Raw genomic sequence first — 23,795 nt, forward strand, 5'->3', positions numbered from 1 at the left:
AAAGCGCTCACTCATAGGGTATAGCCTAATGGACCATGACACAACCAATGATCTGAATGGATTTGTTTAATATTAAACACTTTCTTGGATTTTGTTTAAAAAAAGTGGGACGATTCTCTCTGTCAGCCACTACCTCCTTTAAACTTCTGGGCTAAGCGTGATGACAAGAGGTATAATAAAGATAATTAGATACAGAAAACAAGAGGCTGATTTCATATGGACCGACGAATCATCAAAACAAAAAAATCAATTAAGGATGCCCTGCTTACAGTTTCGGCCGTAAAAGGAGTGGGGGCTGTAACGGTTCAGGATATTATTAATGAAGCGAACATCAATCGAGCCACCTTTTATTATCATTACAAGGATAAGGTGGATTTACTTCAGGTCATAATCGAGGAAACATTGGAGGGGTTGGCGCAAGAACTGGTCGTTCCCGTTCATGTTGATTCCTTTGCAGATGTTGTCTATCCCCCCATTCGTTCAACATTTGAACATGTTAAAAAGTATATTGAAGTGTATCAAATCACTTTAAGTAAAAAGGGGATACCTGAATTCCGCTGGGAAATGTTAAGTATCATTAAAGAATCCGTTCGTGATAATATCGATCAATTTAAGAAAAATAAACACGACATTACCGTTGATTCGGAATTTCTGGTGAGCTATATTTCGGGTGCACTGGTCACATTAATTATCGATTGGGTCGAGCGTGATTTACCTGAATCAGCTGAATTGATGGCAGGGCAAATGGCTCGCGTCTTGACGGACGGGGTATATAAGAAATAGTGAAGGGACCGACTCCGTGCAATAAAAGCTTTATTGTGCGGGAGCAGGTCCTTTTTCAATGCAATATTCTATCAGTCTCAATCAAGCACAAAATGACAGGTGTGATACAAGCGGGGAGCGATATGATGGAATCAAGGAGGGATTGATATGTCTGGTTTCATCGTACGTATCGTTCAAACGCGAGGAGATTCATTTCAAATCGGATTAGAAACAGGTGAAGTATTGAGGAATTCACCCAATTTACATGTGCTCTCATCGATTACCAAACAAGAGATAGATATCTCTGAGATGCAGTCGATTTTTTCGACATTTGCTCCCCACTTGCTGGATGAGTTGGAGGGACTTGCGGAGGGATTCGGTATTTCATCCAAAAGGGCGGCCACCTTATTTAGTGGCTATGATATGCCGAAGACGGAAGCGATGGGTTGTTCAAGTCTATTGACTAAGGAGTATTATGTACGGAATTATGACTTTTCCCCAGACTTATATGACGGTGTTTTTAGTTTGATTCAGCCGAATCAGGCGTTTGCATCCGCAGGCTATAATCTTCAAGTCCTGGGAAGGCATGATGGGGTGAATGAGAAAGGTCTGGTTGCAGGATTACACTTCGTCAGTAACGATCGTTATCAAAAGGGAGTCTCACCATGGACAACGATACGGATGGTGCTGGATACATGCTCTTCTCTTGAAGAAGCGGTGGCCATGCTGAAAGAGATTCCTCACTCTGCTTGTTATAATTTTTCTCTTGGAGACCGACTTGGACACATGGCGGAGGTGGAAGCGAGTCCAGATGAAGTGATGGTCAGGTATGGGGAATCTTTTCTTTCATGTGTCAATCATTTTCAGGATGAACAAATGAAAAGTAAAAATCGTCCTTCCATTGTTGGATCCCAGGAGCGGAATAAGCATTTACTGAGTCTAAAAGATAAGAAATGGTCCCATCAACATATGTTTGAACACTTCAAACGAAAGGATTCTCCTATGTTCTTTACAGATTATGAGGATTTATTCGGCACTCTTCACACGTTTTCGTACTCGTACCAGGAGTCGAGAATCCTTACGACCATTGCAGGATGCAGGGATGTAATCGACTTGAACTTACAGGATTGGGTGAACGGGGAGGACATTCCCAAGGAAGAACTTATTGGTTATATCAAACGAACAGAGAAAAGCTGATTCCGTACTAAAACGGGATCAGCTTTTTCTTCATTCAAAAGTCGTAGAACCCATCCACCCCAACGGCCGAAGATGCAGACAGTAAGGTTGAATATACTTAATTTATATTCAATTCGAATTATAGTGAATATTTCCTACTGTTGGTATAAAATAGAATTTTGTGAGGGGGTCAATCATGAACTTATTAAAAACTACTTTAAATCATTTTAAGCCATATTGGAAAACGTTATTGGTAGCACTTCTGTTTTCTATCATCGGCGGTCTCTTTACTATCGTTCCATCGATTCTCGTGAAGCGATTGGTGGACGACGTCATCGTTGGAGGGGATCTGAACTTCCTGGTCTGGGTTGTCGCAGGGATTCTAGGTGCGTATCTTGGGAAGTCCCTGTTTGAAACGATGCAGGAATATGTGCAGGTGAAGATCGGTCTCGATGTGATCACGGATATGCAGATCCGGGCATTCAGGAAGCTGCACCGGACACCGATGTCGTTCTTCTCGAAGACACCGAGGGGAGATATGCTTTTCCGCCTGACTCATGATGTGGAATCGATCCAGAATCTGAATAATACCGTTGTTCCCCGAATCCTGCAGCAGGTGGTGGGGGCGGTAGCGGCCTTTTCCACTGTGTTTGTTTTATTCTGGCCGGCAGCCATCGTGATGTTCGCGGTCTTTGCGATCTATATCGTACCTTCCTTTACACTGGGGAAGAAGATGCGGAAGATGAGCGCCGTGCAGCGGGAAATGAGTGCGGATATGTATCAGCATCTGCAGGAAAGCATTGAAAGTGTCCGGTTGGTCAGAACCTATCAGACGCAGGATATGGAAGTCGGAACACAGGAAAAGAAGCTGAGTGATTGGAAGCAGTTCTCGATTCGTGCGGCCCTGATCGGGAAGGTGAACTGGCGTCTAGGGAATCTGTTTAACATCGCGGCACCCGGCGTGGTGATGTTGGTCGGTGGCTGGGCGATTTGGGACGGGACGATCACGATCGGGACTCTCGTTGCCTGCCTGAGCTTTATCCCCATCATGTTCTTGCCTGTGAGGTCGATGGCAGAACATGCTTTGACAATTCAACAGGCCATTCCAGCACTGCAGCGAATCTATGAATATTTCGATCTGCCGGAAGAACATGAAGAGAAGCTTCCTGCTTTTGGTCCGGTAAAAGGGAAAATAGACTTACAGAATCTATGGTTTTCATATCCAGGTACGGATAAACAGGTGTTAAAGGGCGTTTCTTTGTCACTCGATCAGGGGAATCATATCGGGATCGTCGGAACGAGTGGTGGAGGAAAGAGTACGCTGGTTCAGCTGTTACTGGGCCTTTATGAACCGCAGCAGGGATCGGTGATGATTGATGACAAGAATTTATTTGACTATAACCGAAACAGTTTCCGTCAGCAGGTAGGGGTGGTATCCCAGGAGACGTTTCTATTGAATAGTACCTTAAGGCAGAATCTGTTATACGGAAAACCCGATGCGACGACCGAAGAACTCGATCAGGCTGTGGAAGCGGCAGGCTTGAAGGAATTGGTTCTTTCACTGGATGATGGGTATGAAACCATCGTCGGGGAAAGAGGATTGAAACTTTCCGGAGGACAGAGGCAGCGTGTCGCCCTCGCCCGTGCGATCCTGAGACAGCCACCTGTCCTGATCTTCGATGAAGCGACTTCTTCCCTGGATGGGGAAACGGAAGAGCGGGTTCAGGCATCCTTGGAAAAACTGATTCCGGGCCGGACCACGATCACCATCGCTCACCGCCTTGTCACGGTGAGGAATGCCGATGTCATCATTCTCCTCGATGGAGGAGTCGTGGCGGAAAAAGGCACTCATGAAGAATTGCTTCAGAAACAAGGAAAGTATTATGAATTATACAGGGCTCAATATAGCGAGCTTGAAAGGGAGATGATCGGATGACGGCCGTTCAAGGAAAGAATCGTGACGGAAGAAGGGTGCTGAGCTTTCTTCGTCCCTATAAAAAATGGGTCATAGCAGATTCCGTCGTCATTGCCATCAGCCAGGTATTCTCGGCACTGATCCCGACACTCGCCCTCAGCTGGCTCGTGGACACGATCATCCCGAAAGAACACTATAACTGGCTATGGGGGCTCATGTGGCTCTTGATTTTATCTGCCGTACTGGATCTGGTCATGATGGTCATCGACGAATATTTCTGTCATCAGACGGCGAAGACCGTGACGAACTGGCAGAAGCTGAGACTGTTTCGCCATCTGCAGATCGTCCCGTACTCGTTTTATCATCATAATTCCACAGGGGAGATGCTGGCGAGAGTGTCGGATGATCCGGATACGCTCCATAATTTTCTCGCATGGGAAGGCTCGACCTTCATGGCAAGCGTACAGGGGGTATTCATCTACAGCCTGGTGCTTCTCTGGATTCATCCCTATTTGATGATCACTAGTGTGGTCCTGGGTGTGATTTTCTATTGGACTTCGAATATGGTAGGGGCAAGGACCCGATTGGCGTCTGCAGATGCAAGGAAAGAAGCATCGAGATATCTTGAGAGACTGAGAGAATCAGTGACGGGAATTCATTTGTCACGGGTAATGGGTGTGTCGGATAGTGAAGTGGATAGCGTCATCTCCATTCGTGACAGCTTTGTGCAGCACTCAGTGAAAGAACTGAAAGCGAGGATGCAATCGGTTGTGGTCATCGCAAGTTATAATGGATTTGCTCTCGGGCTGGTCTATTTGATCAGTACACTCTTAATCTGGAATCAAGGGCTGACGAGTGGTCAGATGCTGACAGCCGGTGGACTCGTGACGATTGCAGCCAATGAGATGCAAAGGCTGCTCCGGAACTGGCTATCGGTGAGAAGAACGGGTCCGGCATTGGATCGTTCCGAGATTTTACTTGCTGAAGATGTTTCTGAAGCCGAGGTGTCAGAAGGCATACAAGGGGAGCGAGCTCTTGGCAGCATCCGCCTTCAAGATGTAGCGTTTTCTTATCCTGGTAAAGATGAAAATGTATTAAAAGGCGTATCCTTTTCCATCGGAGCAGGGGAAAAATGGGCACTGGTAGGGCCAAGTGGTTCTGGAAAATCCACCATTGTCGATCTGATGTTCAAACTTTATGATACGGCAGTAGGCCGGATAGAGGTTGATGGTCGTGATATCAGGGAGTGGGACACAGCGTGGCTCCGGTCACAGATGTCGATCGTGACTCAGGATGTTCTGCTTCGAAGCGGAACCCTGGCCGATAATCTTCGGATTGGAAAGCGGGATGCGACGGAGGAAGAACTCTTGAAAGCACTTGAAGACAGCGGGCTCGGTGACCTGATCGAAACGTTGCCGGAAGGGCTAGATACGTCAGTCGGTGAAAGGGGAAGCTTGCTCTCAGGCGGACAGAAACAGCGTCTATCCCTGGCGAGGGCCCTTTTGAAGGACGCGCCGATTTTAATCCTGGACGAAGCAAGTTCTGCCCTCGATCCCATAACGGAAACGAAAATCAATGAAGCCGTCCTTCGGGCAGGAAAGAATCAAACGATTATCATTGTTTCCCACCGGTTATCAACGGTCCTGTCTGCTGATCAAATTGTCGTTCTTGAGGATGGAAAGATTGTAGAACAAGGGAAGCATGGAGACCTGTTACAGAATCAATCGGGAGTGTATTCACGGTTGTTTGGCAGGGAAGCAGAAATCGGCGGAGCAACGATCGATTATGTGTCGTGATGCCTTGACAAAATAAATGAAATACTAAAAGGACGATTCCTAAACAGGAGATCGTCCTTTTTTACTAATCATGAATGATTCCATTATCCAACATTCTGGATCTGTTTCAATTCCTCCGTCAAGCGCAGGAACTCTTCTTTATTCCGATTGCGTAATGCCTGGTCAATACCTTGTGCGATTTGCTCTTTCCGAAATGTAAGCAGTGCCTCGTCCAATATCATTTCTGCAAATAGTGATTCCATGTGATTTACATCAGACTGCGGTGAGTTCAGCAAATACTTCTTCATGACAATCAGCTCCTTGACCTTTTTTCTATTATACTAACCATTAATAGAATATTCAAACATTTTATTTTAAAAAATATTCTTGCCCTCAACCTTGGTTCAGGGTGTATTCTTCAAATAGAACATCAAATTAAGATAAATGGAGGAAAAATATATGACAAAATATGCTTTAGTAACAGGCGCAAATAAAGGGATTGGGTACGAGGTTGTTAAACAGCTGGCTGAAAGTGGATACGAGGTTTTCCTGGGTGCACGAAATGAAGAGTTGGGGAAGAAAGCGGTGGAATCCTTGGGTTTGTCGAAGGTAAAGTTCGTTCAATTGGACATCTCTGATTCGCGGTCCATTCAAGACTCTGTCCGAACGATAGAGGGGATGACGGATCACCTTGATCTATTGATCAATAACGCAGGGATTGCATTGGATTTTAACATTCAACCAAGTGAAGTGAAAGTCGAGATGCTGCGTGACATCTTTAACGTGAACTTCTTTGGGACATTCCAAATGATGCAAGCATATCTGCCTCTTTTGAAAAAGGAGAAGAACAGTAAGATTGTGAATGTGACGACCGATATGGCATCACAGACAATGTTCGATAATGGTGAGGTTCATCCTCTGAATATTCTGGGGTATAATTCTTCCAAGACAGCGGTGAACTCATTGACATTGTCATTAAGTAAAGAATTGGGCAGCGCGGGTCCAGAAGTCTTAGGTGTAACGCCTGGGTTCACTTCCACTGATTTAAACGGCAATGCCCCGGGTGGGAAAACGACGGCTGAAGGTGCTGAAGTCATTGTTCAATATGCGTTGAGTGAAACAAACTATCATGGTAAAATTCTTAATCATAATGGAGTCATTCCATGGTAAAAGGATGATAAACAATGGACTATTCGATCGGGCAAGTTGCAAAGATGAACGATATGACGATTTCACAACTGCATTACTACGATCGCCAGGGGTTGCTGCCCTTCATCAAAAGGACTGATAGCGGTGACCGTACCTTCGACGAAGGCTCACTTAAATTCCTGGAGATGATCCTCTGTCTGAAAAACACGGGGATGCCGATCAAAAAGATCAGGGAATTTGTTCAGTGGACGATGGACGGGGAGCAGACTCTTCCTGAACGTATGGAGATGATGCTCGAGCAGGAACAAAATGTCCGTCAGCAAATAAAGGACATGGAAGCCAATCTGGAGAAAATACAGATGAAAATAAAGAGATATGAAAATGAGATGAAGTAAATGGAAAAACCCGACTCTTTTTTTAGAATCGGGTTTTTTTATCATTATTTTTTCCCTTGTGAGGTACGGACCTTCTATTGATCGACCGGAGGTTCATCTGGGACAGGGGACCTGTCCCTTCGTCCCACGAGATAATAGGCCGTGATGGCCGAGGTGACGGGGATGGCAAGGGCGACTCCGAGTCCTGCTGCACCGATGAAGATCATTTCGGATGTGAACACTTTGGAGTTTACGATTTCCCCGATGGAATACGAAAGATCTTTGAACCAGATCAGGAGCCCCATATATCCACCAAAGAAGGCAAAGAACAGCGTATTGGCGCTTGTTCCGAGAATATCCCTTCCAATGCTGATCCCGGATCTGAATAAGTCCTTTCTGCTGATCGTTGGGTTGTGGTAAGCCATTTCCTGCATAGGGGATGAAATGGCGATAGTCACATCAATGATCGCTCCGATCGTACTCATGATGATCATGGAAGCCCCGATTTTCACAAAATCCACTCCGACATACAGGGAGAAAGCCCCGATTTCTTCGGTTTCTTCCTCGCTGAATCCCTGGATCATCGCCGCGTCGGTCAGCTCCAAAATGAAAAAGATCAGGGCACCTGTTGTGACAATCGTTGAGATGAAGGCCGTTACGGTCTTAATATTGATTTCACTGATGTAGAACAATGAAATACAGCTGATCAAAACGCATGCGAACAATGTCAGGACGATCGGATTCATATCAGGGTCATTCATCATGATGATGGCGAGGAGAAGTACACCTGTATTAAGGAATAAAGCTACAAAGGACCTCGCCCCTTTCTTGCCTCCGACTCCGACCATGAGGGCAAAAAGGATAATGGCAAGCCATACTTGAACCGTCATGATGTCACCCGCTTTCTGTTAACAAAGTAGATAGCCGTATAAATGCCGATGGGAATCGCAAGTACGATGCCGATGCCTCCAGTGAGGGCCCTTGTCATTTCCAGAGAAAGATTCATGGAAAGGGTGAATCCGAGCGGTGATGCATTTTTAAAATAAAGGATGAGCATGGGAATGCCTCCGCTGATATAGACGAAAAACAAAATGTTTGTCATCGTCCCCATGATATCTTTTCCAATATCAAATCCTGACTTTCGAAGAGCTTCCGTGGAAATGTCAGGGTTTTTCTCAAAAAGTCCAAAGATCGAGGAAGACAGGGTAATCGCCACATCCATCACGGCACCCAGGCACCCAACCAGGATCCCTGCCATAAACACCATTTGATACGGCCGGGTGAGGTACTGCATTTCCTCATATCGAAGTCCATTTCCTGCAGTGAAACGGATGACCACATAGCTGATGAGTAGCGTCATAAAAGTACAAATCAGGGTCGCCACCACTGCTGCGTAGGTCTTCTCATTAAAGCCATTTACCATTAACAAGGAAATGAGGGTGAAGAGAATCACTCCTACACTACAAGCTAGCAAGAGACTGATATTCTGCGAGTTCAGATAAGCATCCAACGCATAAGAAAGGATGAGGGCGTTCACTGCCAGTGTGATGAGGGAGAACAGCCCCTGCTTTTTCCCTACAATCAATAAGAAAAGGATAAAGGCCCAGGTGATGATCATAAGATATAGATCCCGTTTGACATCATCAATATTTCCAGTCAGCTTGCTGCCTTTTTGATGATCATCAATCGTAACAAATAATTCGTTCCCAGGTTTATATCGCTGATCGTTGGCACCCGACATGGAATATTTATTGGATAAGAGAATGGTCTCTCCTTTATGTTTTCCGTTTTTTAATACGGCTTTCAACTCCTGTATGTATACCTTGTCTTTATTTCCGGTTATATCCTCCATATCTGTCGTTTCTACAATCTTAGAGCTTGTCACTTCCGCAATCGGTCGGTCATAAAGCCCTTCATTGTGGGTGACGAAATATAAAGAAGCGAGAACACAGATAGCCAGGAAGGTTAAGAATAGTATTGTCTTATATTTTTCAAGTGCTTTCATGTTTCATCCTCCAACTCCTGGATGAATCATTCATCCAAATCGTAATCATTATTCCATAACAGCAGGGATTACGCAAAGACGAACATGAAAAAAGAGGCTGGGACAAAACTAGATAAATTTAATCTAAAGACAAACATTCTGTATTCATGATTTTATGAGGATTACGTGTTACACCGCTGTTGATTTCCGTGCAAGACTTCGCTTTCCTCGGGCGGAAGGCGAGCCTCCTCGTCGCTATCGCTCCTGCGGGGTCTCACCTCTTCCGCTTTTCCCGCAGGAGTCTTCGTCATGCACTCCAATCAACAGCTAGAACCTGCAAAATACCCATTATATTCTTTAAGAACAATAAAAAAATCCGAACAAGTTCGATTTCCATTAAAGAATTTCGAATCATTGTTCGGATTTTTTTGCTACAGCCCTTTTGTCCTTGCCTCTTCATAACGAGATTGTCACGCCGCTTTAGAAGCGTTACGCCAATCTTTTGAATGTGATTTCTCACCTTCTCCTTTAATGTAATGTATGAAACGGGTTTCAGAGCAAGGGGGAACCAAAAATATATCGAAAAAATAAGAAGATCTGGCACTGATGTGGACAGATCTTCTTTGGTGGATGAAATGTTTACAGTCTGTTGGCATAAAAGAAAATCCCTACAATAGGTGGAATGATCCATATGCACGGTAAAAATACCAGTATCACCTCAGCTGTCCCCGTAAAAGGAGGCAAGAACAGAATGACGATTCCGGCCAGGCATAAAGGGAAAGACCAAAGGATCATCTGCATGGCGCCATACCGGTTAATCTTATACCAGGCTTCATCGGACTCAAATGATTTTGATATACGGATACCGTAAATGGTATTCATGCTGGCTTTCCCTAGAAGTAACGGGATGCAGAGACCGATATAGATAAGTGCTGCAGCAATGTTCGTGAGGGAAACGCCGATATTTTCCAACCAGAAACCCCCTTTTGCAGAATGTAGTGGCACTAAATCCCTGCCTCTACCAATCCATCCAGAAATGTGCGAATCGCTTTATAAGCCTGCATTTCATTTTTCTTCTTCGTAAATCCGTGCCCTTCATCAGAGAACAGGAGATATTCAACAGGGATTCCTTTCTTTGTTAACTGATCTACAATGCGTTCCGACTCCTCGGTTTTCACCCTCGGATCATTCTCCCCATGAACAATGAACATTGGCGAGTTCATGTGATCGATATAGGTAATAGGAGAATCCCTGATAAGCTTGTCATAGTCTTTTTCGGATTTCCGACCATTTGATCCATCAGTGGCTTCCAGCTTGCCTGTGCTTTCTGAAGGAAGGTCAGGAGATTGGAAATGCCAAAGATGTCTATGATTCCACAGAAGTATTCGGGATGCCGCCCGGCAAGAAGCAGGCTCATATACCCTCCATAGCTTCCGCCCATCGCGATGATCTTTCCTTTTTCGGCAATCCCTTCCTTGATGAGCCAATCCAACCCTGCCACACAGTCATATCGAGGTCCGTCCCCCCAGTTCTGTTCCACCATTTTCTCGAAGGAAGCTCCGTAGCGTTTGCTGCCCCTGAAGTTGGGGGCTAAGAGGGTGTAGCCGCTTTGGACCAGGTATTGAAACAGGGGTCTGTATTTCATCCGCTCCGTCTGCTGCGGTCCACCATGGGGCCAAAGAATACTATATCCGTTTGGTTTTTCCGGTTTGAATAGCAGGGCTTCGATTTCAAGTCCGTCACTGCTTTCATAATGCACGATGTCCGGTTTAATCATGCTTTCCTCTGAAACGCCAAGTACTTTGGCATTTGTCATCTGGGTCCACTCGCCGCTCGTATCTCTTTTGTAAATCGCATCGGTTCTATCAGCTGAAAGACCGAGCAGAAACAGGTTCCCTTTCTTGGTGATCTTTATTTTTTTGATGACATCACATGGGATACTGATGCGCTCCACCTTCAATGTCGACAAATCATACTCATATAGATGGTCTTTGACGCCTTTTTCTGTAGTGACGAGGATTCTATTCGACTTCTCGCAGTATTGAATCGATGTGCATTCTTCTTTTTCTAACGTAAAGACAGGGTGAAATTCATAGGTTGAAAGGTTAAAAGAAGCCAGGTATGAAAATTCTTCTCCATAGTTAGTCGTGAAATAGACGAAATCCTTTGTCAGAAGAACATCATTGATCATATGAGGACTTGCAGGGTCCGGAACCATCGGGATTTTCTTATTGCCAGACTGATAGAAGGCAGTGGCATAGGTGTTGGAGTAGGTTTCTGTGAATACATAGCTTCCATCGGCAGATACGGCTGCCACCACGATGGGGGCTTCTTTTCCTTCCTGGATTAACATGGTTTGCCCTGTTTGTAAATCTGTTTTGTAGATGTTCATTAATGGATTTTCGTGATTGGTAGAGTAATACATTTCCTGATTATCTGTAAAATAGGCATGATAACAGGTGGAACCGGATTCCTCCTCATGAAAGGGAACCGGGGTTCCTCCTGATAGAGACATATAATGCAGATGGTAATTTTCATCTCCATCCACCTCAAATGTTGCGACGATCTGATCCTGACCGATGTGGATGAGGCTGCTGTTCTGGTTGATGGTCGTCAGGGGGTAGGGGAACAGGTGGGGAAGATCCATCGCCCAAAGGTTATAGTTTCCGTTTAGATTGGTACTAAACACAAGAGTGTCTTCGGATTCATTCACATGGAAAGTACTGATTTCAATGGTGTGGAAATAATGTTCGACTTCAGGTGATGTGCGGATAGGACATTCCTCCTTGGAAATAAAACAATTTATAGGTATATTATTCCATTTGAGCAAGGGAGAGGCAAGAAGAAATAAACTGTTCAGGAGTAGACAGGAGAATGATCGGGGGCAGCATCCGAAAAACAGGCACATTCATCTTACAAACTTCTACAACTATTTCCCCGGAAATTGATAAATAATTGTAGAATTCGACGTTTCCATAAGGTCTTCACAAAGAAAGGAGCCAGGGGAACTGTCCCTCTGGCTCCTTTACATTAGATGGCAATCTTAATATTGTACTCTTTCAGCCATCCATTCACTTGAATCAAATAATCCAATAAACCCTTCGCACTGGAATCAGGCAGGCTGCCTTTTCCTTCTGCAATCTTTCTGACAGTCTCCACCTCAATCAACTGGAGAATCGGTGAAGATGGGTCATCCAATATGGACATCATCCATTTCTTAACCCCGTCAAGATAAGCGTCATCCTTCGTACTTGGATATGCACTCTTCCGTCTATTCCGTACATCGTCAGGCAGATAGCCTTCAAATGCTCGGCGGAGGATCCCCTTCTCGATGTCATCGATATTCTTCATTTCGAATGGGATATTCCATAGATATTCTACAAGGCGGTAATCACAAAATGGTACCCGTACCTCGAATCCGGTCATCATACTCGCCCGGTCTTTCCGGTCGAGCATGAACGGCAGAAAGCGGGTGATGAACATATAGGACATCCTTCTTTGCTTCGCCTCGACATCACTCTCGCCCTCTAATAGAGGGAGCTCAGAAAGTGCTTCCTGATATCGTTTCTTCTGGTATTCCTGGATTCTCAGTTTGTCCTTCAGGTCTTCCTTCAGCACACCGGCGATCCCGCCGATGTTCAGAAGCCAGGGAAATACATCAGCCTCAAGGAATTCATCTTGATGGAACCATGGATAACCAGAGAACACTTCGTCTGCAGATTCTCCTGATAAAGCAACGGTTGCTTCTTTCTTCATTTCTTTGAACAACAGGTAAAGGGATGTCTCGATTTCCCCGACTCCCGGAAGGTCACGTGCTCTCATAGGGGTTAAGAGATTGTCCACAAGTTTCTCTGCATCAAAGACGATAGAGGTGTGATCGGTGCCGACGTGATCGGATACACGCTTCACCCACGGTTCATCTAGGTCCCGTCTAAGGAAGTCTTCCTTGAAGCTTTCCTCGTTGTTGACGAAGTCGATGGAATAGGTAGGGAGGACTTTATTTTCTTCCTTGAACTCCTTACCGGCTATCGCCGTAAGTCCACTGGAATCAAGTCCACCTGAAAGCATGGACACAAGTGGCTTGTCAGCGATCAGCTGTCGCTTGACTGTGTCCTCAAGCAGTCCGCGGATCGTTTCGACCGTAGTCTCCACATCATCAGTATGTTCCTTACTTTCCAGTTTCCAGTATTGCACGGTGTTACGATCTTTTTTCGTAACGGTCATATAGTGGCCTGCACGAACTTCATATATATCTTTGAAAATGGCCTTTCCAGGTGTCTTCATCGGACCGAGCCCAAATACTTCAGACAAGCCTTCCGTATCGATTTCCGCCTGAACGTCCGGGTGGGCAAGTAAAGCCTTGATTTCCGAACCGAACAGAATCGCATCATCTTTTATGGTATAAAATAACGGCTTCACTCCAAGGTGATCGCGTCCGAGCATGAGTCTTTCTTTTCCTTCATCCCAGATTCCGAAAGCGAAGATGCCGTTGAAATGATGCACACAATCCTCGCCCCATTCAAGATAGGCATGAAGAAGTACTTCTGTATCGGAGTTTGTCGTAAACCGGTGATGTTTCTCCTCCAGTTCAGCCCGCAACTCCAGATAGTTATAAAGCTCTCCATTATAGGTCAAAGCAATGGTGTTTTTTCCGTTCTGATAGAGCATGGGCTGCGTCCCGCCGTCCGGATCGATGACAATCAGTCGCCGGTGACCGAGTGCAGCATGACCCTGTATCCAGCTTCCTTCCGCATCGGGGCCACGATGTTCAATGGCATCGGTCATCTTCTTCAAGGTCCGTCCCTCATTTGTAAGTTCTCTTGACCAGTTAATCCAGCCTGCAATTCCACACATAATCCATACGCCTTCTTTCTTTTATTACATTCCTGGTGAGCGATCTCCAAGAAATGGGTTGATCGTGATGATCCCATTTACGGGTTCACGTTAAACTGTAAATCTCTTACTCTGAAATCGTCAAAGGATTACGGTTCGGATTTGAGAAAAAATGTAAAAGGTCTATCTTTCTTTCCAGTGAATTCCTAAAAAATCATGCCCTTTGTCTCAATAAATGTGAGACATGGATACTAGGGGCTTTTGGCTGAACTTTTTGCTTTCTTTTATGTGTGAGACATAGTACATTACACTTAGTGGAATAAATAATATTAAAGAACGGACCATCAAATCTATTGAGCTCTTCTTAAGGAAAGTAGGTCGAATATGCAGGTATCGGAAAAGTTTTATGAGTTTATGAGCGAACGCACGTGGCAACTGACGGAAATGTGGTACGACTCCTTGGACAAAAGTGATTCGTCTGGCGTATACGCCTCCAAGGATTCGAATGTTATCCAAACATTGAAGGAACAAAACCACGCGTTCCACGAACGCTTTTGTGATCTTTTTAAAGATGTGGGTCAGGATACATTATGCAATTTCGAGCAATGGATCGAGGAAATTGCCAAGGATGAAGAACATTTGCAAACCCCGACCCATTATATCCTGAGGGAATTTTTCAGGACTCAGGAGCAATACTTAGAAATCTTAAAGGAATTCATCCGTTTGCATGGCAGTGAATATTCCCTCGAGGAAATTGAGTCATTAAGAAACTTGATCATCCAGACCTTCAGTCTCGTTATCTCAAAGTTTGCAGAAGAGAATTATGAGTACTCACAAAGACGTCTGAATGCTCAGCAGGAGATGATCAAGGAATTAAGTTCACCAGTCATCTTGTTGAATAGAAAAACCGGTGTTCTTCCGTTGATCGGAGACATCGATACGGGCAGGGCCAGATACATCCTGGAGAATACTCTGGCTGAGTGTGTCGAAAAGGATGTAGAGCATCTATTCATTGATTTATCCGGGGTCATCATGGTAGATACAATGGTTGCCCACCAGTTATTCCAAATTATTGAAAGCTTGAATTTAATCGGGGTAAAGAGCACGATTTCCGGGATCCGTCCTGAAATTGCCCAAACGGCGATTCAACTTGGAATTTCATTTAAAAATATTTCAGTTACCTCTACTCTTGAACGGGCATTAAACGAACAGGGGTAAGGTGAAGAAAAGAGCGGTGGAATCATCGCTCTTTTTTTTATCAATGATGAAATTTTTTGTTTGAAACTAATTTATATAGGGAAATACCCCCATTATAGAGTGAATTTGGTGAAATAATCCTTTAGTGAAATTCACCCTAGAAGAAGGGGGGGCACCATGAAATTCGTTAAAATGATCCGGTATCATAACTGTGGATTCAGATGTGGATTACCTAATACTGACTGCATGGATGGTGAGAGAAATCCGGTTTTTATCAACCGGGAGGTGCAGAATCTCTTTAATACTGGGCAACCGGTTTATACAACCGAAATCACCTTGCCAAAAGAAGCTGATCAGGAGTGGTCCGGCTGCTTTTGTTATTTGGAGGAATATACTCACCCTGCAACAGAGAACCGGAATATCGGTTTTTTACCTAAGGAAAGTATCATATGGGTGAGGAACATGAGTCACCTGGATAACGGCACCCCTTTCTACAACCGATCGGTCCACCCATTGGCGGCGGAAGAAGCAAGGGATAAAGGGAACATGGTGGCCGATACATGGGTGAAAATGCGTGTTGAGGATGCATTGGAGCGAACCCGACTATGGAAGGAAAAATGTACAGTTCTTCCTGATTGGGTGACTGAATGTTATTTGATGGAGCATCAAGTGAATAATTTAATCTATCCTTCCTCAACTGAGAAAGTCATGGAATTTTGGTTAAGTAAACATTAGCATACAGAAGTGTCTCTCTGTGATCATTTTTTGATATACTACATAGTAGGAAATCTTATACTCAAGTAAGATTGAAGTGTTACACATATGCACACTCTCTATGTAAAAGGAGAATTCACTTGAAATTTGAAGATTTGAATCCAGAACTCGTGGCACTATGCCGGACAGCCGACCATTTTCATATGGCTGAAACCGTAATTGGCAGTCCCCTAAGAGGCTTGGACATCCTCTCCCTAAAAGGGATTGAGCGGAAGCGGTCTCTTCCAACCGATGTGACCAACCTTTTGATCATCTACTTCTTCACAGAGGTGAAAGGAACGGTATACCATCGGAACGCACTGTCTAAATTATATAATCACTGGGTATCGAATGAGGCGTTTTCATTTTCTAAAGCACAGGAGATGGTGAATCTTGACATGCATTCAGTGCTGGGTGAAATGGATCGTTTATAAATAAAAATAAAAGAGGTCTGGGCCGAACGGGGTCCAGACCTCTTTTATTTGGTCAGTGACTTTCTTTAATAATGTATCCTAGGTTCTTTAATGCATGAATCAGGGTGGAGTGGATGTTCAAATCGCCAAGAGGAATCCCGAGCTGAACGGCAGTCTGGGCGATGGCAGGCCGAATTCCCGTAATCAATGGATGGACTCCTACTAATGTGAGGGTGTTCATCAATTCAAAGATTTTCTGAGCCACCATGGTGTCGATGATTGGGACGGCTGAAAGGTCCACTACCAAATGCTGGATCTCTTTATTTACACATTCCTCCAGAGTATGCTCTATAATAAATTTGGCCCGCATTGTATCAATGTCTCCGACGATGGGAAGGATCGCAATCGTTTCAGACAATGGGATGATGGGGGAACTCAATTCATTGATCAGTCCCATCTGATCTTTTAATCTATTTTCATAATGGGTTTTATATGAGATGACAAAGGTCTTAATCACATCATCGAATATAGAATGATAGGTTTCGATCATATCAAAACGGTCTTCCTGGTTCATATCTTCGTTTTCCATCAGCCAGGTTTTTAAATAGTGAAAATAAAGGGATCTGAACCGGTGAAATTGATCCAATACTTTATCAATGCTTGTTCCATCATTCACACGTTCTTTGGCTATGGTGTTTGACCAGTCGAGGAGCTCCAATGGAAGCTCCTCGTTCTTATCTGCAATGGTACCCGTCATAAAACGGATAAAACTTCCCGATTCCTGCTTCAGTTTTTCTTCAACCTCTGTAGAAGCATTCGCATCAAAAATTGAAAATTGATCAACCTCACGCATCCCTAACCATTTATCAATGATTTCCTCCGACTGCGAGTGAAAATAGTCCAGTAACTTATCCTTTGTTTTCATTCTCACGCCTCTTTCATATCCTAATAAATATCACTTTGGTAAAAAAATTATAGATGAGATCTTGGAGATTCGTCAATTAGATTTCAGAGTTTCGAAGATGATTTTCAAGAAAAGGATTGTGAAGTATTGGGAATTTTGAAATAATTAAATGTAGGTATTTGGAAGGGGGGAGACAGCTATGGTAAAAGTGGAAACCAGTACCGTAACGGCTAAATGGATCAATAAAAGGGAGATGGAAACGATTCTTAACCGTTTTGAAGGGGAAAAGGATTCGTTCTACGCCATGGGTAGGGTTTTCATAGAGTGTCAACAAGATATAGAGGATGCATTTTACCGTACGATCATCCATTTTGAGAAAGAAGCGCATAAACGCAGTAAGGGGTTTTCTGCCATATCCTTTTTCCTAAAGGAATGTTTGGAGATGTCACGCCGTCCATCGAGTACAGATGGAGAAGATTCCTTTGACGTTTTTCAACACCTTGATGCAGGGGACAAAGAGGCTGTGGCATTGGTGTATGTGAAAGGGTGTTCCAATGAAGAAGCTGCCAGTATCCTAGACATCACCGTTGATGAGGTGAAATCCCATCTATTCTCAGGAATTCGAAAGCTGCGGGAAGTGATGGGGTCTGATACCGGGGTCGCTGGCTGTCACAACTATCAAGAGCATTATCTGGATTACCTAGGAAGAAATATGGATCGCCCAGAAAAAGTGGATTTCGAAATACATATTTATCATTGCCCGAATTGTCAGGAGGACCTTGCCTCGTTCCAGGAAGTAACCCTCGCACTTACCCAATTGGGGGAAGATACACATGTTCCTGCAGGTTTCATGGACAGAATCAAATCAAGGCTACTCGAAAGGGAAGAACGCAGGCAAAGACATAAGAAGAAAAGAAAGTCGATTCTGCTTTCTGTTGCTGGTGTTTTCGCCATCCTCTTCATAACGGGATTGGTGACCGGAGGATTTGCGAAGCTCTATTATTCCTATACAGAAGAGAATGAACAGCTGCGGTCCTTTCTACAGGAAGGTCTCGCTGAACGTTTGGATCTCGAGGCGGAAAGTAATGGCGTCAAGATCACAATCAAAAGCGTTGTGGCTGACGACGTGCAGACGCTTGTTTTCTATGAAGTGGAGAATGAGAAGAAAGATGAACGGTATATGATGAGTAATTATGAAGGCATTTTTATCGAGAATGAACAGGACGTTCTGAATATGGATTTGAATAACCAATATTACTCGCCTCCAATCGATCAGGATGACATACATAATGACGAAAAAAATGTATACAGAGGAACAATGAGTCTTTTGCCGGTTTCCGTTGATAAGGGCACCATTAAACTGAACGTGGCAAGACTTATGAAAGTGCCAGCCGATCCGAAAGAGGGAATGGCTGGAGGTATGGAGATGAGATTTGCTGAAGGAGATTGGAGCTTCGAAATCCCATTTGAAAAGCAATCTTCCCGGGTACATATGCTGAATCAGGTGGTGGAAGTAGGCGGGATCCCTGTACGATTGGATCAACTGACCATAGCTCCCACTACTACACTTCTACAATATGGTTTTCAAAATGATCGGGAGAAAGAACGAATTGATAGAATCAACTTTGATTCGATCACTGTCGATGGAGAAAAGAAAAAAGCAAATATTTACGGAGGGAATATGTATGTTGAATCATATGATCAACAGGGCTGGGACTCCTTTACGTCAAGCTTTGATACACTCTATTTTGACGATCCAGATGAGGTGACGGTCAAGTTCGACTCCATCCATCTAACGGTAGATGATCGCAAAACGGTTGAGTTGGGTTCCGCAAACGATCTCCCACAAACATTCCAGTATCAAGGGAACACCGTCACGATTAATAAAATAGAAGTTGGAAATCCCGCACATGTGAAATTGACCCATGATGTGAACAAGGAACGAAAGTACGAAAATATTCATTTCGGTTTCTTTGATTATAATGAAAGAGCGGATGATAATATCTCCATTGGGATAAATGGGGGTGACGGAGTGCTGATGGACAGAGACGGGAATATTCACAAACCTGAGGAGTATGTCTTTGATCTAGAGGAACAACCCCGCTATTTTGATACAGAGCAATCAATTGAATACTATAATCAGTCTTCCGATGAAGACATTGTGCCGAAACAGCTTGTCATTGAAGGATACAGCATGACCAAATACATTGATAATAAAACGAAATTGAAGTTGGATGAGTAAAGGGACCCAAGGGGAGACCCAAGGGGACAGGTACCTTGGCTCCTGCAGCCTCGTTTCACAAAGAGAACAGTACGATGCTGTTCTCTTTTTTTTATGACCTAATTCACTACAGAATAACTTCCCCCGACCGAGAAACAATAGGTTTGTCGTCACCAGGGTGACAAAGTTAGTTTTCATCATCCTTGAATGCTCTATGCGGTAAGGCCTATCATAAAAAATAAGAAATTATTATTTATTCATGAAAGGGATGAGAGAAGTGGCGCAATCGAATATGAAAGTTGCGGTACAAAAGTTTGGTAACTTCCTCAGTTCTATGGTTCTGCCGAATATCGGTGCATTTATCGCTTGGGGTTTAATTACAGCGTTGTTCATACCAACTGGGTTCTTTCCAAATGAAAGCCTTGCCAAACTAGTAGGGCCGATGGTTACGTATCTGTTACCGCTATTGATCGGGTATACAGGAGGTAAGCTCGTACACGACCAGCGCGGTGGGGTCGTGGGTGCAATCGCGACAATGGGTGTCATTGTCGGTGCACCTGATACACCGATGTTCTTAGGTGCCATGGTTATGGGTCCTTTAGGAGCATATGTCATCAAGAAATTCGACGGAATGATTGAAGGGAAGATCAGAGCAGGTTTTGAAATGCTCGTGAATAACTTCTCGGCGGGTATCCTTGGGGGGATCCTTGCTATCTTAGCATTCCTGGGAGTCGGACCTGCAGTACACTCTTTCACAAATGTACTCGTTGCCGGAGTTGACTGGCTTGTTGCGGCAGGATTACTTCCTTTAACAAGTATCCTGATCGAACCTGCGAAGATTCTATTTTTAAATAATGCCATTAACCATGGTGTTTTATCACCAATCGGGCTTGAGCAGGTACAACAGGGTGGAAAATCGATTCTATTCTTATTAGAGGCTAACCCGGGACCAGGTCTTGGTGTACTACTAGCCTTCATGTTGTTCGGAAGAGGAACAGCAAAACAATCGGCACCAGGGGCAGCCATCATTCATTTCCTTGGCGGGATTCATGAAATCTACTTCCCGTACGTATTAATGAAGCCGATGCTATTCATCTCCGTCATCCTAGGTGGAATGAGTGGAGTCTTCACCCTTGTATTATTGGGCGGTGGACTGGTATCACCGGCATCACCTGGGAGTATCATTGCGATTACGGCCGTTACACCTCCTGAGGGAATGGCGTATCTGGCTAACTTTGCAGCGGTACTTGTTGCAACAGTCGTGTCCTTCATCGTGTCTGCCATCGTCTTGAAATCAAGCAAAGCGACAGACGAAGATATTGAAGGTGCAACAAAGAAAATGCAGGAAATGAAAGGCAAGAAGAGTTCCGTTGCCGGTCATGTGAGCAAGGGAACACTGCCTGAAGAAGTAAACAAAATCGTCTTTGCTTGTGATGCAGGTATGGGCTCAAGTGCCATGGGTGCTTCCCTTCTACGTAAAAAAGTGAAGGCAGCAAATCTGGATGTCAGTGTAACAAATACATCCATCAGCAATCTTCCATCTGATGCGCAAGTCGTCATCACACAGGAAGAACTGACGCCACGTGCGAAAAGTAAACTTCCTAATGTGTATCATATTTCCGTAGATAACTTCTTATCCAGCCCTGAGTATGACAAGCTGATTGCAAGTCTTCAGGACGGAATCACGGATGAACAGGCAGAGGTTGTAGAAGAAGCAGAGGAAGAAGCAGTGAATGCTGAACCGAATGCAGATCACGATGATGATCTTCTACTTGAAGAGAACATCTTCATGAATCAATCATTTGCCACAAAAGAAGAGGCAATCCGATTCGCTGGAGAAGCTCTTGTTAAAGCAGGATATGTGGAAGAAAGCTATGTAGATGCTATGATTGATAGAGAAGGAATCACATCTACTTATATGGGTAATAATGTAGCCATTCCACACGGGACGGAAGACGCGAAGAAAGCCGTCATCAAATCCGGTTTCACGGTCATTCAAGTTCCGAACGGCGTGGACTTCAACGGTGAAAAAGCGAAGATGATCTTCGGTATCGCCGGTAAAGACGGTACGCATCTGGAAATCCTTTCAGGCATCGCCGTTGTCTGCTCCGAGCAGGAAAACGTCGATAAGATGGTTGAAGCGAAGTCAGCCAAAGAGCTGAAAGACATCATCAACAGCAACTAGAACAATCATTCAGAAAGGCGGGATTCCTGCCTTTCTGTTCTACTTTGTATCAAGAAAAGCTATTTGAGGGAAAGAGGGGAAAGTATGTTTATTACGTCAAGAGAAAAAGCCATTATCGAATTGATTGTAAAAACATCGGGAAAGCATACCGTATACTCTCTTTCTGCGTTTTTGAATGTGAGCGGGAGGACCGTTCAGCGAAATCTCAAATCAATCGAAAGCATTTTAAAGGAATATCACTTAGAACTGAAGCGGACAGCTAATGAAGGCCTGTTCATCGATGGGAAGAATGAACATATTTATAAGTTGATCCAGAGTCTGGCGGATGTGAGTCCAACAGACGAAACACCTGAGGAGCGAAAGCTGAATCTATTGATCATCCTTCTTCATGAAGGCCCTTCTTTTAAAAAACAGGTGTTGGCAAATCAGCTGGGGATCAGTGTTACGACCTTGACCTCGTATCTTGATGAGCTGGCAGATTGGCTGCATAAATTCGGCATCACCCTGACGCGTAAGAGAGGGGTCGGGGTAGAGCTTACAGCAGATGAAGCCGAAAAACGACATGCACTGGCAAGCTTCTTTCTTGTCTATTTTTATGAAGAGATCATTGAGACCCTGTATGGAATGCAGAAGGGGAATCACCTGGATGAGCCGGTGCTCGGATATTTCGATCCAGCCTATTTAACCGCAGTCGACCAGGTGGTGAATCATTACTTGGGAGAAAAGCAGATCACCTTAACGGACAGTGATTATATCGGTCTGGTCGTTCATATTTGCTTGACGATCCAGCGTACGGAAAACGGCTTCGGATTGCAGCATGATGAACCGGTTGATGGTCATGGTTCCACTGAATTTGAATTGATGAATACGATTGTCGAAGAACTGAAGCAACGACTTTCGGTGAGGATGACGATTCGAGATATTCAGTTTCTTACCGTCATATTAAAAGGATCCAAGGTACAGGATCCCGACGTAGTCTATTATGACAGCATTCTGCTTGGGCATCTCATCAAGAATGTCATTAGAGATGTATCAGAGAATCTCCATGTGGATCTGTCTGATGACTTTTCCTTGTTCCAGGGACTGCTTGCCCATATGGGGCCGTCCATCTTCAGACTTCAGCAAGAAATGGATTTATTCAACCCATTGACGGATGAAATCAAAAAGAAATACCCTGTGCTATTTTTAGCTGTGAAAAAGAGTCTTGAGATGGAATTTAAGGATATTTCATTCCCAGACGATGAAGTGGCCTTCATTGTCCTCCATTTCGGTTCGGCGATGCTGATGAACGAAGAAAAGGTCAGTATTCAAGCCGTGGTCGTCTGTCCGACGGGGATCGGCACATCCAAGATGCTCGCAAGCCGCATCCAGCGTGAACTGACGATGATTAACAAGGTTGAAATCCTGTCCATTAAGGATTTCCAAACGGCGAACTTGGATGACTATGATATCGTCATTTCCACGGTCAGACTCCCATTTACGGAAGTGGACTATATTCTGGTGAGCCCGTTATTGAGCGAGAAGGATATCGGGTTCATTCAAAGTTATCTTCAGAATAATGTAGAAAAGCTGACCAGGAAAAAATATTTGAAGTCCTCCGCACGATCAGGGGAGAAGACCGAAGTCCGGACGCTTCTCCAGGAAATCAAGGAGGTTCATTCCAGCATGGAAGCCATCCTCACCAATTTCCGGGTATACCGGAAGCACTCTGGTGGGAATCATCTTCAAATTCTGAACGAAATGCTGGAAGAGGGTGAACAGAATGACCTTCTTCAAGAGCCTCTAGTCGTCATGCAACAGCTGATGGAAAGGGAGAAGAAGGGTGGCCTTGGGATCCCGAATACGAATATGGGACTCTTTCACTGCCGGGATGACAACGTGAAGAAGCTTATCTTCCAGGTAGCCCATCTGGATGTACCGTGCAAGATCAAAGGGATGGACGGGCAGGAAATGGAGATGAAGAGCCTTCTTCTTATGCTTGCACCTGAAGAATTGAGCAGGCGGGAACAGGAGATCCTCAGCCTGATCAGTACAAGTTTAATCGAAGATCATATCAGCATGATGATTTATTCGTCCACGAACGAAGCCATCATACGAAAGAAATTAGAAGATCTCTTTCTGGATTACTTACAAACTAATTTGATAAAGGAATGA

The 23,795-nt window shown here is 44.4% G+C and carries 18 protein-coding genes and 1 pseudogene; 12 read left to right on the forward strand and 7 right to left on the reverse strand.

Features of this window, described 5'->3' with window-relative positions; all coding sequences use genetic code 11:
* The first annotated feature begins 216 nt into the window (after positions 1 to 216).
* The 4 genes from LCL96_RS16415 to LCL96_RS16430 all read left to right on the forward strand — a co-directional run bounded on the left by LCL96_RS16415 (position 217) and on the right by LCL96_RS16430 (position 5,649).
* Entirely contained in the window at positions 217 to 783 is a 567-nt protein-coding gene (locus tag LCL96_RS16415) for a TetR/AcrR family transcriptional regulator (RefSeq protein WP_224942786.1), read from the forward strand.
* 147 nt (positions 784 to 930) lie between these two features.
* The gene (locus LCL96_RS16420; protein WP_224942789.1) at positions 931 to 1,959 is read left to right on the forward strand and encodes a C45 family autoproteolytic acyltransferase/hydolase; all 1,029 of its coding nucleotides are present in this window, start codon (positions 931 to 933) and stop codon (positions 1,957 to 1,959) included.
* A gap of 175 nt (positions 1,960 to 2,134) precedes the next feature.
* A complete protein-coding gene (locus tag LCL96_RS16425; protein ID WP_224942792.1) occupies positions 2,135 to 3,874 on the forward strand; it encodes an ABC transporter ATP-binding protein in 1,740 nt (579 codons plus the stop codon).
* Positions 3,871 to 5,649 carry an ABC transporter ATP-binding protein gene (locus tag LCL96_RS16430; RefSeq protein ID WP_224942795.1) on the forward strand — a complete coding sequence of 593 codons (1,779 nt, stop codon included), beginning with the start codon at positions 3,871 to 3,873 and terminating at the stop codon, positions 5,647 to 5,649. Before LCL96_RS16425 ends, LCL96_RS16430 begins: the two co-directional genes overlap by 4 nt.
* A gap of 83 nt (positions 5,650 to 5,732) precedes the next feature.
* Here LCL96_RS16430 and LCL96_RS16435 read toward each other — a convergent pair whose 3' ends face one another.
* Positions 5,733 to 5,936 (reverse strand): IDEAL domain-containing protein, encoded by a 204-nt coding sequence (locus LCL96_RS16435; protein WP_224942799.1) that lies wholly within the window; start codon positions 5,934 to 5,936, stop codon positions 5,733 to 5,735.
* A gap of 151 nt (positions 5,937 to 6,087) precedes the next feature.
* Here LCL96_RS16435 and LCL96_RS16440 point away from each other — a divergent pair, with 151 nt between their 5' ends.
* Positions 6,088 to 6,798: an SDR family NAD(P)-dependent oxidoreductase gene (locus LCL96_RS16440; protein WP_224942801.1), complete on the forward strand. Its 711-nt coding sequence runs from the start codon at positions 6,088 to 6,090 to the stop codon at positions 6,796 to 6,798.
* Between the two features lie 14 nt (positions 6,799 to 6,812).
* Positions 6,813 to 7,172 carry a MerR family transcriptional regulator gene (locus LCL96_RS16445; protein ID WP_224942803.1) on the forward strand — a complete coding sequence of 120 codons (360 nt, stop codon included), beginning with the start codon at positions 6,813 to 6,815 and terminating at the stop codon, positions 7,170 to 7,172.
* A gap of 74 nt (positions 7,173 to 7,246) precedes the next feature.
* Here LCL96_RS16445 and LCL96_RS16450 read toward each other — a convergent pair whose 3' ends face one another.
* The 5 genes and pseudogenes from LCL96_RS16450 to asnB all read right to left on the reverse strand — a co-directional run bounded on the left by LCL96_RS16450 (position 7,247) and on the right by asnB (position 13,989).
* Positions 7,247 to 8,041, reverse strand: coding sequence for a YibE/F family protein (locus LCL96_RS16450; RefSeq protein WP_224942805.1), 795 nt, complete (start codon positions 8,039 to 8,041; stop codon positions 7,247 to 7,249).
* Positions 8,038 to 9,156 (reverse strand): YibE/F family protein, encoded by a 1,119-nt coding sequence (locus tag LCL96_RS16455; protein WP_224942806.1) that lies wholly within the window; start codon positions 9,154 to 9,156, stop codon positions 8,038 to 8,040. The genes LCL96_RS16450 and LCL96_RS16455 overlap by 4 nt, the downstream gene beginning before the upstream one ends.
* 618 nt (positions 9,157 to 9,774) lie before the next feature.
* Positions 9,775 to 10,107: an SdpI family protein gene (locus LCL96_RS16465; RefSeq protein WP_224942811.1), complete on the reverse strand. Its 333-nt coding sequence runs from the start codon at positions 10,105 to 10,107 to the stop codon at positions 9,775 to 9,777.
* A gap of 32 nt (positions 10,108 to 10,139) precedes the next feature.
* Positions 10,140 to 12,043, reverse strand: a pseudogene (locus LCL96_RS23630) (S9 family peptidase).
* 122 nt (positions 12,044 to 12,165) lie between these two features.
* Entirely contained in the window at positions 12,166 to 13,989 is a 1,824-nt protein-coding gene (gene asnB, locus LCL96_RS16475) for an asparagine synthase (glutamine-hydrolyzing) (protein WP_224942813.1), read from the reverse strand.
* Between the two features lie 363 nt (positions 13,990 to 14,352).
* On the opposite strand from asnB, the gene LCL96_RS16480 reads away from it, so the two are divergent.
* The 3 genes from LCL96_RS16480 to LCL96_RS16490 all read left to right on the forward strand — a co-directional run bounded on the left by LCL96_RS16480 (position 14,353) and on the right by LCL96_RS16490 (position 16,352).
* A complete protein-coding gene (locus tag LCL96_RS16480; protein WP_224942815.1) occupies positions 14,353 to 15,186 on the forward strand; it encodes an STAS domain-containing protein in 834 nt (277 codons plus the stop codon).
* Between the two features lie 156 nt (positions 15,187 to 15,342).
* Positions 15,343 to 15,900, forward strand: coding sequence for a hypothetical protein (locus tag LCL96_RS16485; protein ID WP_224942817.1), 558 nt, complete (start codon positions 15,343 to 15,345; stop codon positions 15,898 to 15,900).
* A gap of 119 nt (positions 15,901 to 16,019) precedes the next feature.
* Entirely contained in the window at positions 16,020 to 16,352 is a 333-nt protein-coding gene (locus tag LCL96_RS16490; protein ID WP_224942819.1) for a hypothetical protein, read from the forward strand.
* Positions 16,353 to 16,404: 52 nt separating this feature from the next.
* On the opposite strand, the gene LCL96_RS16495 is transcribed toward LCL96_RS16490, so the two are convergent.
* Positions 16,405 to 17,256: an STAS domain-containing protein gene (locus tag LCL96_RS16495; RefSeq protein ID WP_224942821.1), complete on the reverse strand. Its 852-nt coding sequence runs from the start codon at positions 17,254 to 17,256 to the stop codon at positions 16,405 to 16,407.
* A 178-nt stretch (positions 17,257 to 17,434) separates the two neighbouring features.
* On the opposite strand from LCL96_RS16495, the gene LCL96_RS23495 reads away from it, so the two are divergent.
* The 3 genes from LCL96_RS23495 to LCL96_RS16515 all read left to right on the forward strand — a co-directional run bounded on the left by LCL96_RS23495 (position 17,435) and on the right by LCL96_RS16515 (position 23,795).
* Positions 17,435 to 19,477 (forward strand): DUF4179 domain-containing protein, encoded by a 2,043-nt coding sequence (locus LCL96_RS23495; RefSeq protein ID WP_263628206.1) that lies wholly within the window; start codon positions 17,435 to 17,437, stop codon positions 19,475 to 19,477.
* Positions 19,478 to 19,733: 256 nt separating this feature from the next.
* Complete coding sequence (locus LCL96_RS16510) at positions 19,734 to 21,641, forward strand: PTS mannitol transporter subunit IICBA (protein WP_318246438.1); 1,908 nt, start codon at positions 19,734 to 19,736, stop codon at positions 21,639 to 21,641.
* A gap of 84 nt (positions 21,642 to 21,725) precedes the next feature.
* Complete coding sequence (locus LCL96_RS16515; RefSeq protein ID WP_224942823.1) at positions 21,726 to 23,795, forward strand: BglG family transcription antiterminator; 2,070 nt, start codon at positions 21,726 to 21,728, stop codon at positions 23,793 to 23,795.

The organism is Rossellomorea aquimaris, assembly GCF_020172085.1.
GTDB lineage: Bacteria > Bacillota > Bacilli > Bacillales > Bacillaceae_B > Rossellomorea > Rossellomorea aquimaris_E.

Bases quoted from the DNA above. Each gene is read 5' to 3' on its own strand.
- asnB (WP_224942813.1), bottom strand. From the start codon at position 13,989: ATGTGTGGAATTGCAGGCTGGATTAACTGGTCAAGAGAACTTACAAAT.
- LCL96_RS16435 (WP_224942799.1), bottom strand. From the start codon at position 5,936: ATGAAGAAGTATTTGCTGAACTCACCGCAGTCTGATGTAAATCACATG.
- LCL96_RS16480 (WP_224942815.1), top strand. From the start codon at position 14,353: ATGCAGGTATCGGAAAAGTTTTATGAGTTTATGAGCGAACGCACGTGG.
- LCL96_RS16450 (WP_224942805.1), bottom strand. From the start codon at position 8,041: ATGACGGTTCAAGTATGGCTTGCCATTATCCTTTTTGCCCTCATGGTC.
- LCL96_RS23495 (WP_263628206.1), top strand. From the start codon at position 17,435: ATGGTAAAAGTGGAAACCAGTACCGTAACGGCTAAATGGATCAATAAA.
- LCL96_RS16495 (WP_224942821.1), bottom strand. From the start codon at position 17,256: ATGAAAACAAAGGATAAGTTACTGGACTATTTTCACTCGCAGTCGGAG.
- LCL96_RS16440 (WP_224942801.1), top strand. From the start codon at position 6,088: ATGACAAAATATGCTTTAGTAACAGGCGCAAATAAAGGGATTGGGTAC.
- LCL96_RS16420 (WP_224942789.1), top strand. From the start codon at position 931: ATGTCTGGTTTCATCGTACGTATCGTTCAAACGCGAGGAGATTCATTT.
- LCL96_RS16515 (WP_224942823.1), top strand. From the start codon at position 21,726: ATGTTTATTACGTCAAGAGAAAAAGCCATTATCGAATTGATTGTAAAA.
- LCL96_RS16430 (WP_224942795.1), top strand. From the start codon at position 3,871: ATGACGGCCGTTCAAGGAAAGAATCGTGACGGAAGAAGGGTGCTGAGC.
- LCL96_RS16445 (WP_224942803.1), top strand. From the start codon at position 6,813: ATGGACTATTCGATCGGGCAAGTTGCAAAGATGAACGATATGACGATT.
- LCL96_RS16485 (WP_224942817.1), top strand. From the start codon at position 15,343: ATGAAATTCGTTAAAATGATCCGGTATCATAACTGTGGATTCAGATGT.
- LCL96_RS16455 (WP_224942806.1), bottom strand. From the start codon at position 9,156: ATGAAAGCACTTGAAAAATATAAGACAATACTATTCTTAACCTTCCTG.
- LCL96_RS16415 (WP_224942786.1), top strand. From the start codon at position 217: ATGGACCGACGAATCATCAAAACAAAAAAATCAATTAAGGATGCCCTG.
- LCL96_RS16425 (WP_224942792.1), top strand. From the start codon at position 2,135: ATGAACTTATTAAAAACTACTTTAAATCATTTTAAGCCATATTGGAAA.